Origin of the sequence: Streptomyces sp. Wb2n-11 (assembly GCF_001049855.1) — a bacterium.
GTDB lineage: Bacteria > Actinomycetota > Actinomycetes > Streptomycetales > Streptomycetaceae > Streptomyces > Streptomyces altiplanensis.
Map to the genome: position 1 here is coordinate 5,045,100 of NZ_CVPB01000001.1, position 14,202 is coordinate 5,059,301.

A 14,202-nucleotide genomic window follows, 5' to 3' on the forward strand; every position below is an offset into this window, starting at 1 on the left:
CGGCCGGCCGAAGCGGCCGCGGCCGAGGGATCAGCCGAAGAGCCAGCGGGTCTGGCTGTAGACGCCCTTGCCGAAGCCGAAGGCCGTCGACGGGGCGACGCGGAACACCAGGGCGCGGTCGCCCCCGCCCGCGCCCTGGAACGCCCCGTCGCGTACGTCGAAGTGCCAGTCCGGGCCGTACTTCGTCTCGTACGCCTCCGCCAGGCGCCGCAGGCGCGGCTCGTCGGTCTCCCGCACCGCCTCGCCCTCGACCACCAGGTCGATCCCCTCGTGCAGGGTGTTCCTGCCGGTGGTCAGGACGACGTTCCGGTTGGCGGCGAGGTTCTTCGCCTTGCGTTCCGCCGGGCCCGTGCAGAAGTACAGCGCGTCGTCCTGCCGGACGGCCAGCAGCGGGGTGACGTGCGGGCGGCCGTCCGGGCGTACGGTCGTCAGCCAGAACAGCTCCGCCTGTTCCAGGCGCGCCACCGCGTCGGACCAGGAGGCCGCGGTCGCGCCCTCGTCGCTGTAGCGGGGGTCCAGCCTGCTCTGCGGTTCCGGTTCCGGTTCCACGGTGTTTCCCTCTCGCTCGCGGTCCGCCTCTCGTTACAGAGTCCTGTCGGCAGGGGCAGGCCGCGAGCGGAACTCATCGGGCGTTCGTGCCCACCGGCTGCCAGCCGGAGGAGTCCCGGCCGCTCCAGTGGAGCCGGCCGTCCAGGGCCACCGCCGCCACCGAGGTGTTCCCCGCCGTGTCCGTGGCGGACGCGGGGGCTCCGCCGAAGAGGAAACCGCCGCTCCTGTTCCAGCGCGGTGCGCCGGCGGGGCCGGTGGGAAGTTCGGCCGTGCCGAGCCGGCCCGAGCCGTCGCGGGCCGCCAGCAGGGTGCCCGCGGCGCTCACCGGACCGAAGCCCGCCCGGCCGCCCAGGTCGATGACGCGCGGGGCCGCCGGGGCCGCGGCGGTCACCGCGCCCGGGGCGGTCCCGGCGGTGAAGCGGGCCGTCCGGACCGCGCCGGAGTCCGGCTTGCGGAAGTACAGGCGTACGCCGTCACCGTCCGGACGGACGGTCGGCGGCAGCGGCGTCGCGGGCAGGGCGGTGGGCGCGGGGCCGTGCATCGGGGCGCCGGGTGCGTCCTGGGTCCACACGACGGTCGACGTGAGGGTCTGCGCGAAGACGTAGTCGCGGCCCGCGCTGTCGGTGGCCGTGGCCGGGTCGCCGAACACCTGCCGGCCGCCCAGCGCCCGCCAGGGCGCCCAGGTGCCGTCGGACAGCTGCGTACGGGAGCTGAGCCCGTGGTCGCCGTCGCGGAGGTAGACCGTCGCCCGGCCCCCGCGGTCCACCGTCACCGCCGGGGCGCTGATGTCCAGGGACTCGGGCGCGTGGGCGGGGCGCGGCATGCCGAGGGCCTGCCAGGGGCCGAACGTGCCGCCCACGGTGCGCTGCACGGTGGTGACGACGTCCCTGCGGTAGCCGGCGGGGCCGTCGAAGGAGGTGCGGGTGCCGAAGAGGGCGATGCGGCCGTCGGGCAGCTTCTCGGAGGTGATGCCGCTGTCCAGACCGGTTTCGCCGAGCAGCGTCGGACCGGTCCACACGGGCCGGTCCCCCGCCCCGGTGCCCGCCTCGCGGTGCCAGACCGCGAGGCGCGTGTCCAGCACCGAGAACGCCCACAGCTCGCCCTCCCGCGCGCCGCTCTGGAGCCACGAGGTGCTGGTGTTGCGCGAGTAGCGGATGCCGTACACCCAGCCGGGGCCCGTGGGCCGCCCCGCGACCTTGCGGTCGCCGCAGCCGGCCTCCGCGCCGCAGTAGTTGTCCGGGTAGTCGGTCCAGGCGTACGTCTCCAGCGTGTGCAGCTTCTCCCGCACGGCCTCGGGGCCCAGGACGTGCGGCAGGCTGCCGTTGAGGTAGCCGAGGTAGTTCTGGACGGTGAAGTGCGGGCGGCCGGCGGTTTCGCCGTACTCGCTGAGCGCCAGTTGGGCGAACCTGGCGCCGTACATGTGGTCCTGGTGGTCGGGGAGCACCTGCGGCGTGGTCTCGCGGCCGTTCGTCGGGTCCAGCATCCGCACGAACGTCGGCCGGAAGCGCTCCAGCACCCCGGTGATCGTCCGCACCACCTCGTCCTTGGTGTACGCGAAGGTCTCCTTGACCGGGGTGTCGGACGACAGGTGCGACTCCAGGGCCTGTATCCGGCCGTCCCACAGCCCGTGCAGGCTGTGCGGCCGGTCCGCGGCGCTGGCGCCTGCCTCGTGCAGCTGCAGCCAGACCAGGCTGACCTTCGGGTGCGCCTTCAGCGTGTCCAGCTCGGCCCAGCCGCCGCCCGCCGTGCGGATCGCGGACCGCTTCCAGGGGCTGGTGCGGTCGCCGGTGGCCATCTCGGCGTACGCGGCGCGTATGCCGTTCTGCCGGGCCTCGGCGTACCGCATCTTGTCGGGGGCGGGCAGCGGGACGCCCTCGTTCCTGCCGCCGCGGAAGGAGTTGACCCCGTCCGCCTCGCCCGCCGTCAGGTAGACCGAGGTCAGGCTCTGGCCGGTGCGTATCGACTGGCTGAGGTCGGGGTTCATGAAGAACAGGTCGTCGTCCGGGTGGGAGAGGATCTGCACCACGGACTCGTGTGCGCCGCGGGACGGCCCGTCGGCGTCCGCCGTGCCCGCGGTGTCGGCCGTGACGGTCCTGGCCGCCGTGGAACCGGAGGACGGCGCGAGCGGGACGGCGGGACGCGCGAGCTGGGCGCCCGTCACCGCCAGCAGCAGCGTCGCGAGAGCGAGGCTGGGCATGCTGCGGCGGGGCAGGCGGAAGGGACTACGGGCCCTGGGCGGCATAGGAACGGTGCTTTCGGTGTGCGGGGGTACGGCGTACGGAACGGGGTTGCGCCCAGGACGGCGCTGGCATCGCGCTGACTGTGGAGCAGAAGTGAAGAGAGTGGCACGGGGCATCCGGTTCACCGGCACCGGGAACCGGCGATGTTGTACATGTCACTGGCCTTTTCCGTCACAGCCCTTCTCCCAGGTCCGCCGGGTGGGAGGCCGTCTCGCCGCTCCTGCGGATAGGCTCGTGAGCCGGACCTTGACCGGGCGGCCGTACGGTCCGCGGGACGGCCGGAGCAGGAGGCACAATGTCGGCGCCGGGGCGCAGGAGCAGTACCTTCACGCGGCTGCTGCGGCACGGTTTCACCGATCCGTCCGCCGCCGAGCGGCTCCTCGACACCCCCGAACTCGCGACCGTACGGACCGACCCGGTGCTCCTGGACGCGCTCGGCGCGACCGCCGACCCCGACCTGGCGCTCCTCGGGCTCGTACGGCTGGCCGAGGCGCAGGACGACGCCGGGCGGCGCGTCCTCCTCGACACCCTCGTCACCGCCAAGCCGCTGCGTGACCGGCTGCTCGGTGTGCTCGGCGCGTCGGAGGCGCTCGGCGACCACCTGGCGCGCCATCCGCACGACTGGCACGCACTCGTCATGTACGAGGCGGCCGACCTGCACCCCGGGGTCGTCGAATTCGAGCGGTGCCTCGCCGGTGCCACCGACCCGGTGTCGCTGCGGGTCGCGTACCGGCGCTGCCTGCTGTCGATCGCGGCCCGCGACGTGTGCGGTACGACCGACGTCGCGCAGACCGCCGCCGAACTGGCCGACCTGGCGACGGCGACCCTGCGCTCCGCGCTCGCCATCGCCCGCGAGGCCGCCCCGGAAGACGCCGCCGCGTGCCGGCTCGCGGTGATCGCGATGGGCAAGTGCGGCGGCCACGAGCTGAACTACGTCTCCGACGTGGACGTGATCTTCGTGGCGGAGGCGCCGGAGGGGGCGCAGGGCGCCGACGAGGAGAAGGCGATCGGCGCCGCGACCCGGCTCGCCTCCCACCTGATGCGGATCTGCTCCGAGACGAACACCGAGGGCACGATCTGGCCGGTCGACGCGAACCTGCGGCCCGAGGGACGCAACGGGCCGCTGGTGCGGACGCTCTCCAGCCACCTCGCGTACTACCAGCGGTGGGCCAAGACCTGGGAGTTCCAGGCCCTGCTCAAGGCGCGGCCGGTGGCCGGCGACCTCGCGCTGGGCCTGGAGTACGTCGAGGCCGTGTCACCGCTCGTGTGGCAGGCCGCCGAGCGCGAGAACTTCGTGCCCGACGTGCAGAAGATGCGCCGCCGCGTCGTCGACAACATCCCCGCCGCGCAGGTGGACCGCGAGCTCAAGCTGGGGCCCGGCGGGCTGCGGGACGTCGAGTTCGCCGTACAGCTCCTCCAGCTGGTGCACGGGCGCAGCGACGCGACGCTGCACCACGGGTCGACGCTCGGGGCGCTGAAGGCACTCGCGGCGGGCGGGTACGTGGGGCGGGCGGACGCCGCGCAGCTGGACGAGGCGTACCGCTTCCTGCGCGCCATGGAGCACCGCATCCAGCTGTACCGGCTGCGCCGCACGCACCTCGTGCCGCAGGGCGAGGCCGACCTGCGGCGGCTCGGGCGCTCGCTCGGGCTGCGCACCGAGCCCGTCGCCGAGCTCGACCGGGCGTGGCGGCGGCACGCGGCGGTGGTGCGGCGGCTGCACGAGAAGATCTTCTACCGGCCGCTGCTCGACGCGGTCGCCCAGCTCGCGCCCGGCGAGATCCGGCTCAGCCCCAAGGCGGCGGGGCAGCGGCTCGAAGCGCTGGGTTACGCCGATCCGGCCGCCGCGCTGCGGCATCTGGAGGCGCTCGCGTCCGGTGTGACGCGCAAGGCGGCCATCCAGCGGACGCTGCTCCCGGTGCTGCTGGGCTGGTTCGCGGACTCCGCCGACCCGGACGCCGGGCTGCTCGGCTTCCGGAAGGTGTCCGACGCGCTGGGCAAGACGCCCTGGTACCTGCGGCTGCTGCGGGACGAGGGGGCGGCGGCGGAGAACCTGGCGCGGGTCCTGTCGGCCGGGCGGCTCGCCCCCGACCTGCTGCTGCGGGCGCCGGAGGCGGTGGCGCTGCTCGGCGACCCGCAGGGGCTCAAGCCGCGCGGCCGGGCGCACCTGGAGCAGGAGGTGCTGGCCGCGGTCGGGCGGGCGGACGGTGCAGAGGCGGCGGTCGTGGCGGCGCGGGGGGTGCGGCGGCGGGAGCTGTTCCGTACCGCCGCCGGCGACATCATCGGGTCGTACGGAACCGAGGAGAGCCCGGCGGAGGAGGACCCCGGAGCGCTGGTCGACCGCGTCGGCAACGCCCTGACCGACCTCAACGCCGCCACGCTCGCCGGCGCGCTGCGGGCCGCCGTGCGGGAGCGGTGGGGGAACACGCTGCCGACGCGGTTCGCGGTGATCGGGATGGGACGCTTCGGCGGCCACGAGCTGAGCTACGGGTCCGACGCGGACGTTCTCTTCGTGCACGAGCCGCGTGAGGGCGCGGACGAGCAGGAGGCGGCGCGGGCCGCGAACACGGTCGTCACCGAGATGCGGCGGCTGCTCCAACTCCCCACCTCGGACCCGCCGTTGATGATCGACGCGGACCTGCGGCCGGAGGGTAAGAGCGGACCGATGGTGCGCACGCTCGCCTCCTACGCGGCGTACTACCGGCGGTGGTCGCTGGCCTGGGAGAGCCAGGCGCTGCTGCGCGCGGAGCCGGTGGCGGGGGACGAGGACCTCGGGCGGCGTTTCGTCGAGCTCGTCGATCCGCTGCGGTATCCGCGGGCGGGGCTCGGCGAGGAGGCGGTGCGCGAGATCCGGCGGCTCAAGGCACGCATGGAGTCCGAGCGGATGCCGCGCGGCGCGGACCCGACGCTGCACGCGAAGCTGGGCCGGGGCGGGCTCAGCGACGTGGAGTGGACGGTCCAGCTGCTCCAGATGCGCCACGGGGCGGCGGAGCCGGGCCTGCGGACCACCCGTACGCGCGAGGCCCTCGCGGCGGCGCGCGAGGCGGACCTCATCGCGGCGGACGACGCGGCGGTGCTGGACGAGGCGTGGGTACTGGCGACGCGGGTCCGCAACGCGGTGATGCTGGTCCGGGGGAGGGCGGGCGACACGTTCCCCTCGGACGCGCGCGAACTGGGCGCGGTGGCCCGGTACCTGGGATACGAGGCGGGGCACATGGGGGACATGCTCGACGACTACCGGCGCACGACGCGGCGCGCGCGGGCCGTCGTCGAGGAGCTGTTCTACGGGGGCTGAGGCCTGCCGCGCCCAGTGCGCCGGGATGTGCGCGTCCAGCGCGGCGGTCCACCGCGCCCGGTCCGTGTCCGCGTGGCCGGCGGGCAGCCGCCCCGGGGCAGATCGACGGCGTCCTGGCGGGCGACGAACACCGCCTCCGACTCGGACCGCCCGCGCCCGGCGGACCCGGGGGAGGAGAGGCCGGTCTCCTGCCGGGAGGGCGCCACCCGCCGGCCCCGCATCCGTCCGACCTCGGCGTCCGCTCCGCCGCCCCGGACGGTCACGGCGCAGTGGAGCTGCTCGCCCGGGCGGGCGACGGGATTCCCGGCCACCGTCCCGACGCCGGGCGCGTTGATGCCGAATGAGCTCGGAAGCCTGCGGAACGCCATGAAAAGGACCCCCTCCCTGCCCCCCGAACCGTCCTGTCCGCCGGGCGCTCTAGGCGGACGCACCCCCCAGCAGGCGGCGGCAGTGTGCCATGAAGCCCTCCAGGGCCAGGTCGAACGCCGTGTGGGTGCGGTCGGGGCCGGCCGCCGCCAGGGCGCGGGCCAGCTCCGGCGTCGCCGTCTCGTCCGGAAGCTCCCACATCGTCTCCGGCGCCGCCATGTCCAGCGCCGAGCCCAGCACCAGGTTCTCCAGCGCGCTGATCACGACCATCACGTCCGCCGGCCCGAAACCCGCGTCCAGCAGCAGCCGCGCGGCGCGCTCGTAGTGCCCGAGGACCTTCGGCGCGCGCACCGGTGAGGTCATGAGGAGCGGGATCGCCCGCGGGTGGGCGGCGAAGGCGGCGCGGTAGGAGCGGGCCCAGGCGGTCATCGCGGCGTCCCAGGGGCCGGTCTCCAGCGTCGAGGTGTCGATGGCGGAGGTGACCCGTACGCGCAGCAGCTCGACGATCCCGTCCCGGCCGTCGACGTGGTGGTAGACCGACCCGGTCTGCACTCCGAGCCGCCGTGCGATCTGCGGGACGCTGAATTCGCCCTGCTCGTCGACGAGCTCCAGCGCCGTCGTGGTGATGCGCTCCCTGTCCAGCAGTGGTGTGCGCGGCCGGCCCATGTCTGTTCCCCTTCGGTCTCGGGTCGCTTCCAGGTCTTCCCGGATGACCGTCCGGAGGCTACATTGCCGAAACCGAAAGCCTTTAGGTTTCCGGTCGCCCCTGCCTCCCCGCCTGCCGCAGAAGGGCCTGCCCCCCGCATGTCTGTGACCCCCCAGACCTCCCCGAGCTCCCGGGACGAGAGAACCGGACCGGCCGCCGGGCCGCCCACCCTCCGCCGCGCCACCCTCGGCACCTCGGACATCGTCTTCTTCGTCGTCTCGGCCGCCGCCCCGCTCACCGTCATGGCCGGCGTCGCCCCGCTCGCCGTCATGCTCGGCGGCGTCGGCGCCCCGGCCGGCTACCTCATGGCCGGCATCACCCTCGCCGTCTTCGCCGTCGGGTTCACCACCATGACCCGGTACGTACGCCACGGCGGCGGCTTCTACGCGTACATCACCCGGGGCCTCGGCCGCCCCGTCGGCATGGGCGCCGCGCTGCTCGCCCTGATCGGCTACAACGGCATGGAGATCGGTGTCTACGGCCTGCTCGGCAGCGCCGCCCAGGACACCGCCGAGTCCCTGTGGGGCATCCACATCCCGTGGCTCCCGGTGTCCGTCGCCGGGCTCCTGCTCGTCTGGTACCTCGGCTACCGGTCCATCGACTTCGGCGCCAAGGTCCTCGGCGTACTCCTCCTCGCCGAGACCGGCATCCTCGTGCTGCTGGCCGGCGGCGTCCTGCTGGACGGCGGGGCCCAGGGGCTGTCCGCCGACTCCTTCGCCCCCGGCAACATCGTCGCGCCCGGCATGGTCGCCGTCCTCGCGATGGCCTTCGCCGCGTTCACCGGCTTCGAGTCCACCGCGATCTACCGCCGCGAGGCCCGCGATCCCGGCCGTACGATCCCGCGCGCCACCTACGTCGCCGTCGCCTTCCTCGGCCTCTTCTACGCCTTCGTCGTCTGGACCGTCATCCAGGCCTACGGCTCCGACAAGGTCGTCCAGGCCGCCACGGACGACCCCGGCGGCCTCTTCTTCACCGCCATCACCACCTACGTCGGCGGCTGGGCCGCGGACCTGATGCACATCCTCATCGTCACCAGCGTCATCGCCTCCCTCCTCGCCTTCCACAACGCCATCAACCGGTACGGGCTCTCCCTCGCGGAGGAGAACGTCCTGCCCGCCGCACTCGGCAGGGTCCACCCCCGCCACCGCTCGCCCCACCTCGCCGGCGCCGCGCAGACCGCCCTCGGCCTGGCCGTCGTACTCGGCTTCGCCGCGGCCGGGGCGGACCCGTACACCGAGCTGCTGCTGTGGGTGAACACCCCCGGCATGATCGGCCTGATGGCGCTGCAACTGCTGGCCGCCATCGCCGTGCCGTTCTTCTTCCGGCGCGTCAGCCACACCGAGAACATCTGGCGCACCACCATCGCCCCCGCCGCGGCCGCCGTGCTGCTCGCCACCGCGCTCCTCCTCGTGACGAGGAACGTCGACCTGTTCTCGGGGGCGACCACCGGCGTCAACGTCGTCCTCGTCTCCGTCGTGCCCGCCGTCTTCCTCCTCGGCGTCGCCCTCGCCCTGCGCCTGCGCCGCAGCAGGCCCCAGGTGTACGCCGGCTTCGCCGCAGAACCGAACGAGTGAGAAAGCAGAGAAACATGCCCGCAGCCGACCTCGTCCTCACCGACGCCCGCGTCCGCACCCTCGACCCCGACCGCCCCGAGGCCACCGCCGTGGCCGTGAAGGACGGGCTGATCGTCGCCGTCGGCGGCGAGCCGGACGTACAGGACTGGCGCGGCCCCGGCACCGAGACCGTCGGCCTGGCCGGGGCCACCCTCACCCCCGGCCTGGTCGACAGCCACAGCCACCCCGTGTGGGGCCTGGAGATGTCCACCGGACTCGACCTCTCCGCCGTACGCGACCTCGACGCGCTCCGTGCCGCCCTCGCCGGCGCCGACCGCAACGAAGGCTGGATCACCGCCTGGGGCCTCGACCACAACGCCTTCGGCGGCCGCCCCGTCGACCGTGCCCTCATCGAGGACGCCGTGGCCGGCGCCCCCGCTTTCATCCGCCTCTACGACGGTCACTCGGCCCTGGCCAGCGGCGCCGCACTCGACGCCGCCGGGATCGCCGGGCCGCGCACCTTCGCGCAGCGCTCGGAGATCGTCCGCGACGCCGACGGCCGCCTCACCGGGCACCTGATCGAGCACGCCGCCATGGAACTGGTCGGCGCCAGGGTGCCCAGGCCGTCGTACGCCGAGCGCCGCGCCCGCCTCGGCGAGCTGCTCTCCGCGATGGCCGCCACCGGCCTGACCGGCGCCCATGTGATGGACCTCGGCGGCGACGCCCTGGAGCTGCTCCGGGCGGCCGAGGAGACGGACGACCTGCCCGTACGGCTGCTCCTCGCCCCGTGGTGCATGCCGGGCGCGGACACCGCCGAACTCGACGGGCTCGTCGCCCTCCAGAGGGAAGCGGGCCGCCTCTGGCGCGTCGGCGGCGTCAAGTTCTTCATGGACGGCACGGTCGAGGGCGGCACCGCCTGGCTGGAGCACGCCGACTGCCACGGCCAGGGCACCGAAGCGTTCTGGCCGGACCCGGCGGCGTACACCGGGGCCGTGCGCCACCTCCACGAGGCAGGGGTGCGCACCGCCACCCACGCCATCGGTGACGCCGCCGTGCGCCACGTCCTGGACACCGTCGCGTCCCTCGGCCCGAGCGGGCGGCTGCGCCACCGCATCGAGCACATCGAGACCGTCCCCGGGGACCAGATCGCCCGCTTCGCCGAGCTCGGCGTGATCGCCTCGATGCAGCCGCCCCACACCGCGTACACCCGCGCCGACCACACCGACGAATGGTCGAAGCGCCTCGGCGGCGAACGCGCGGCCCGCGCCTGGCGCTGCCGTGACCTGCGCGACGCCGGCGCCGTCCTGGCCCTCGGCTCGGACTGGCCCATCGCCCACTACGACGCACGCCAGGTCCTGGCCACCGCCCGCGCCCCGCGCGGCGCCGCCGGGGCCGGCCGCGCGCTGACCGGCCTGATGGCGCTGGAGGGCTGCACCACGCACGCGGCGGTGGCGGCGGGCGAGCAGACCGTCTCGGGCCGCATCGCCCCGGGCCTGCGGGCGGACCTGGCGGCCTTCGGCCTGGACCCGGTGGAGGCACCGGCCGACGAGGTGGCGCAGGCGCCGGTACGCCTGACCGTGACCGGCGGCAGGATCACGCACCGGGGCTGACCCGGCGCGGGCACCGCCCCTTGGGCTACGCCCGGACCGGCCACACCCGGCGGCCGGTCCGGGGCCGCGACACGTCCTCGTCGACCAGCTTCGGCAGGCGGTGCGGCAGGGAGCCGTACCAGGCACCGCTGAGGGCGTAACCGAAGGAGAGGCAGAGCATGCCGCCGACCGCGTCCAGCCAGAAGTGGTTGGCGGTGGCGACGATCACGACCAGGGTGGCCGTCGGGTAGAGCAGGCCGAGGGCCCTCGCCCAGGGGACGGTGGCCACGGCGAAGATCGTCAGGCCGCACCAGAGGGACCAGCCGATGTGCATCGAGGGCATCGCGGCGTACTGGTTCGACATGTTCTTGAAGTTGCCCGAAGCCATCGAGCCCCACGTCTGGTGCACCAGGACCGTGTCGATGAAGCCGTGCCCGTTCATCAGGCGGGGCGGCGCCAGGGGATACAGGTAGTAACCGAGGAGGGCGATGCCCGTGGTCGCGAAGAGGACGAGGCGGGTCGCCGCGTAACGGCCGGGATGCCAGCGGAAAAGCCAGACCAGGACGCCGATCGTGACGATGAAGTGCAGCGTCGCGTAGTAGTAGTTCATCGACACGACGAGCCATGTCACCGAGTTCACGGCGCGATTGACCGTCTCCTCGACCGCTATCCCGAGGGTCTGCTCGGCCTGCCAGATCCAGTCCGCGTTGCGCAGGGCCGCGGCCTTCTGCTCCGGCACGGCGTTGCGGATCAGCGAGTACGTCCAGTAACTGACCGCGATCAGCAGGATCTCGAACCAGATCCGCGGACGGCGGGGCGAGCGAAGCCTTTTCAGAGCCGCCGACCGTGCGGACGGCTGATGCTGCTCGTCGTCCGCGCTGGGTGAGGGGGCGGTGGCCGCCCGGCCTTCCACAGTCTTCACGGTCAGTTCACCCATGGGGAGAGAGTCTGCCAGATGAGGGCCACCCCTCCGATCATCCTCCGGTCGGGTGGTGCTCGCACGTGCTCAGCCCTAAGGACGAGGCCCCGATGCCGTTGAACCACGCACCACCAGCTCGGGCATGAAGACGAACTCGCTGGGCGGGGCAGGGGTGCCGCCGACCTCTTCGAGGAGGGTGCGGACCGCGGCCTGCCCCATCGCCGTCACCGGCTGCCTGATGGTCGTCAGGGGAGGGTCGGTGAACGCTATGAGCGGCGAATCGTCGAAGCCGACCACCGAGACGTCACGCGGTACGTCGAGGCCCAGGCGGCGGGCGGCGCGGATCGCTCCCAGCGCCATCATGTCGCTGGCGCACACGATCGCCGTGCAGCCCCGCTCGATGAGGGCCGAGGCGGCGGCCTGGCCGCCCTCCAGGGTGTAGAGCGAGTGCTGGATCCGCTCCTCCGCCTCCTCGGGGGTGAGGCCGAGCCGCTCCTGCATGGCGGTCCGGAACCCCTCGATCTTGCGGAGTACGGGAACGAACCGCTTCGGGCCGACGGCCAGACCGATCCCGGTGTGGCCCAGCGACGCCAGGTGCGTCACGGCCAGCCGCATCGCCGCCCGGTCGTCGGGCGAGATGAAGGGCGCCTGGACCTTCGGCGAGAAGCCGTTGACCAGGACGAAGGGGACACCCTGGGCGCGCAGCTGTTCGTAGCGCTGCATGTCGGCGGTGGTGTCCGCGTGGAGCCCGGAGACGAAGATGATGCCGGAGACACCGCGGTCCACGAGCATCTCGGTGAGCTCGTCCTCGGTGGAGCCGCCGGGGGTCTGGGTGGCGAGGACGGGGGTGTAGCCCTGGCGGGTCAGGCCCTGGCCGATGACCTGGGCGAGGGCCGGGAAGATCGGGTTCTCGAGCTCGGGGGTTATGAGGCCGACCAGTCCCGCGCTGCGCCTGCGCAGGCGGACGGGGCGCTCGTATCCGAGGACGTCGAGCGCGGCAAGTACGGATTCGCGGGTGGCCGCGGCAACCCCCGGCTTGCCGTTGAGCACGCGGCTGACCGTCGCTTCACTGACCCCCGCCTGGGCTGCGATGTCGGCAAGCCGTGCGGTCATGGGAGTGGACTGTACCGGGCGCACGTCAGATTGCCCACCAAGCGCAGGAATCGGGCGGGAGAGTGACGGCGCCGCCGTGCACGGCGGGAGCCTCGGAAGCGACCAGGAGGCGCCCCGGAGCGGGGAGTTCGGCGGGGCGGGCCGTGGCGTTGAGCGTGCAGACGAAGCCGGGGCGGCCGAAGACCAGCAGGCCGTCGGGGGCCTGCCGCCAGGTGATCGGTCCGTCTCCCAGACCCGGGAGTTCGCGGCGCAGGGCCAGTGCGGAGCGGTAGAGCTCCAGGGTGGAGTGCGGGTCACCGGTCTGGGCCTCGACGGTCAGGTCCTTCCAGGTGTCGGGCTGCGGCAGCCAGGAGGGGGCGGCGGACTCGGGGAGAAGCCGTACGGCGGCGCGTCGCCCGACCAGGGCATCGGCACCCTGCATCCGTCGCGCAGGCCGTCCTGGCCGTCGCTGCGGAAGAAGGACGGGTCCTGGCGGACCGCGTCGGGCAGGTCGGTGACCTCGGGCAGACCCAGCTCCTCGCCCTGGTAGAGGTAGGCCGAACCGGGCAGCGCCAGCATCAGCAGCGCGGCGGCGCGGGCCCGGCGCAGGCCCAGCGCGTCGTCCCCGCCGCCGTAACGGGTGGGGTGGCGGACCACGTCGTGGTTGGACAGGACCCAGGTGGTGGGGGCTTCGACCAGGGTGGTCGCGGCGAGCGACGCCTCGATGACGGCGCGCATCGCCTGCGCGTCCCACGGGCAGTTCAGGAACTGGAAGTTGAACGCCTGGTGCAGCTCGTCGGGGCGTACGTACAGGGCGAGCCGCTCGGGGGTGGGGGCCCACGCCTCCGCGACACCGATGCGCTCGCCGTCGTACGAGTCCAGCAGCCTGCGCCAGGAGCGGTGGATGTCGTGCACGCCGTCCTGGTCGAAGAACGGCAGGACCTGGGAGCCGATCATCTTGGCCTGCTCCCGGGCGCCGATGTCCGGCAGCCCCTCCGCCTTGATCATGCCGTGCGCGACGTCGACCCGGAAGCCGTCCACGCCCAGGCCCAGCCAGAAGCGCAGGATCGACTCGAACTCCTCGTGGACCTCGGGGTTGTGCCAGTTGAGGTCGGGCTGCTGGGGCGCGAAGAGGTGCAGGTACCAGTCGCCGTCGGGGACGCGGGTCCAGGCGGGGCCGCCGAAGACCGACTCCCAGTCGTTGGGCGGGAGTTCGCCGGCGGATCCCCGGCCGGGGTGGAAGTGGTAGCGGTCGCGGGCCGGGCCGTCCTGCTGGTCGGCCAGGGCGGCGCGGAACCACGCGTGCTGGTCGGAGGTGTGGTTCGGGACGACGTCGACGATCACCCGCAGGTTCAGGTCGTGCGCCGCGTTGATCAGTTCCGCGGCGTCGTCGAGGGTGCCGAAGAGCGGGTCGACGGTGCGGTAGTCGGCGACGTCGTAACCGCCGTCGGCCTGCGGAGAGGCGTAGAAGGGGGTCAGCCAGACCGCGTCGGCACCCAGGGCCGCCACATGCGGCAGGCGCTCGCGGATTCCGCGCAGATCGCCGATGCCGTCGCCGTCGCCGTCCGCGAAGGAGCGCACGTACACCTGGTAGATGACGGCGTCGCGCCACCAGCCGCGCGCCGGGGTCGTCCGGGTGGATGCGAGCTCCTGCGTCATGAAGGTCCCTCTCGTACGGGCGGGCTGGATCGGTCACTACGAGATCAACGCGGACAGATCCTGAAAGTAACAGCTCTGCAAGTCTTTGCGGTAGTGCTTGCAGGGTCGGCCGCGAGTCACTAAGTCTTCTCCTGCCTGCCTGGCAAGGGGTTCGATGGCAACTGTGAGGACACGTCGATGTAACGATCGGTTGTTCTTGCGGAAAATCTTCGCAAGCTCTTTCGGACTTCTTTCATC

General features: G+C 73.3%; 9 protein-coding genes and 1 pseudogene. 3 read left to right on the plus strand and 7 right to left on the minus strand.

Annotated elements, in window-relative coordinates; all coding sequences use genetic code 11:
• Positions 1-30: 30 nt before the first annotated feature.
• Together BN1555_RS22990 and BN1555_RS22995 are read right to left on the minus strand one after the other, a co-directional pair.
• A complete protein-coding gene (locus BN1555_RS22990) occupies positions 31-549 on the minus strand; it encodes a pyridoxamine 5'-phosphate oxidase family protein (RefSeq protein WP_093801145.1) in 519 nt (172 codons plus the stop codon).
• A gap of 73 nt (positions 550-622) precedes the next feature.
• Positions 623-2,746, minus strand: coding sequence for a PIG-L family deacetylase (locus tag BN1555_RS22995; RefSeq protein ID WP_093801146.1), 2,124 nt, complete (start codon positions 2,744-2,746; stop codon positions 623-625).
• A gap of 338 nt (positions 2,747-3,084) precedes the next feature.
• On the opposite strand from BN1555_RS22995, the gene BN1555_RS23000 reads away from it, so the two are divergent.
• Positions 3,085-6,081, plus strand: coding sequence for a bifunctional [glutamine synthetase] adenylyltransferase/[glutamine synthetase]-adenylyl-L-tyrosine phosphorylase (locus tag BN1555_RS23000; RefSeq protein WP_093801147.1), 2,997 nt, complete (start codon positions 3,085-3,087; stop codon positions 6,079-6,081).
• On the opposite strand, the gene BN1555_RS23005 is transcribed toward BN1555_RS23000, so the two are convergent.
• Positions 6,069-6,449 (minus strand): sporulation protein, encoded by a 381-nt coding sequence (locus BN1555_RS23005; protein ID WP_093801148.1) that lies wholly within the window; start codon positions 6,447-6,449, stop codon positions 6,069-6,071. The genes BN1555_RS23000 and BN1555_RS23005 overlap by 13 nt on opposite strands.
• A 49-nt stretch (positions 6,450-6,498) precedes the next feature.
• Positions 6,499-7,113 carry a TetR/AcrR family transcriptional regulator gene (locus tag BN1555_RS23010; RefSeq protein ID WP_093801149.1) on the minus strand — a complete coding sequence of 205 codons (615 nt, stop codon included), beginning with the start codon at positions 7,111-7,113 and terminating at the stop codon, positions 6,499-6,501.
• Positions 7,114-7,251: 138 nt separating this feature from the next.
• On the opposite strand from BN1555_RS23010, the gene BN1555_RS23015 reads away from it, so the two are divergent.
• Both BN1555_RS23015 and BN1555_RS23020 read left to right on the plus strand, forming a co-directional pair.
• A complete protein-coding gene (locus BN1555_RS23015; protein ID WP_093801150.1) occupies positions 7,252-8,727 on the plus strand; it encodes an APC family permease in 1,476 nt (491 codons plus the stop codon).
• Between the two features lie 14 nt (positions 8,728-8,741).
• Positions 8,742-10,316 carry an amidohydrolase gene (locus BN1555_RS23020; protein ID WP_093801151.1) on the plus strand — a complete coding sequence of 525 codons (1,575 nt, stop codon included), beginning with the start codon at positions 8,742-8,744 and terminating at the stop codon, positions 10,314-10,316.
• Positions 10,317-10,341: 25 nt separating this feature from the next.
• On the opposite strand, the gene BN1555_RS23025 is transcribed toward BN1555_RS23020, so the two are convergent.
• From BN1555_RS23025 to BN1555_RS23035, 3 genes and pseudogenes are all read right to left on the minus strand, one after another.
• Positions 10,342-11,232, minus strand: a complete 891-nt coding sequence (locus tag BN1555_RS23025; protein WP_093801152.1) for a phosphatase PAP2 family protein — start codon at positions 11,230-11,232, stop codon at positions 10,342-10,344.
• Positions 11,233-11,307: 75 nt separating this feature from the next.
• Entirely contained in the window at positions 11,308-12,327 is a 1,020-nt protein-coding gene (locus BN1555_RS23030) for a LacI family DNA-binding transcriptional regulator (protein WP_093801153.1), read from the minus strand.
• A gap of 25 nt (positions 12,328-12,352) precedes the next feature.
• Positions 12,353-13,965 (minus strand): annotated as a pseudogene (locus BN1555_RS23035) (glycoside hydrolase family 13 protein).
• Positions 13,966-14,202 lie beyond the last annotated feature (237 nt).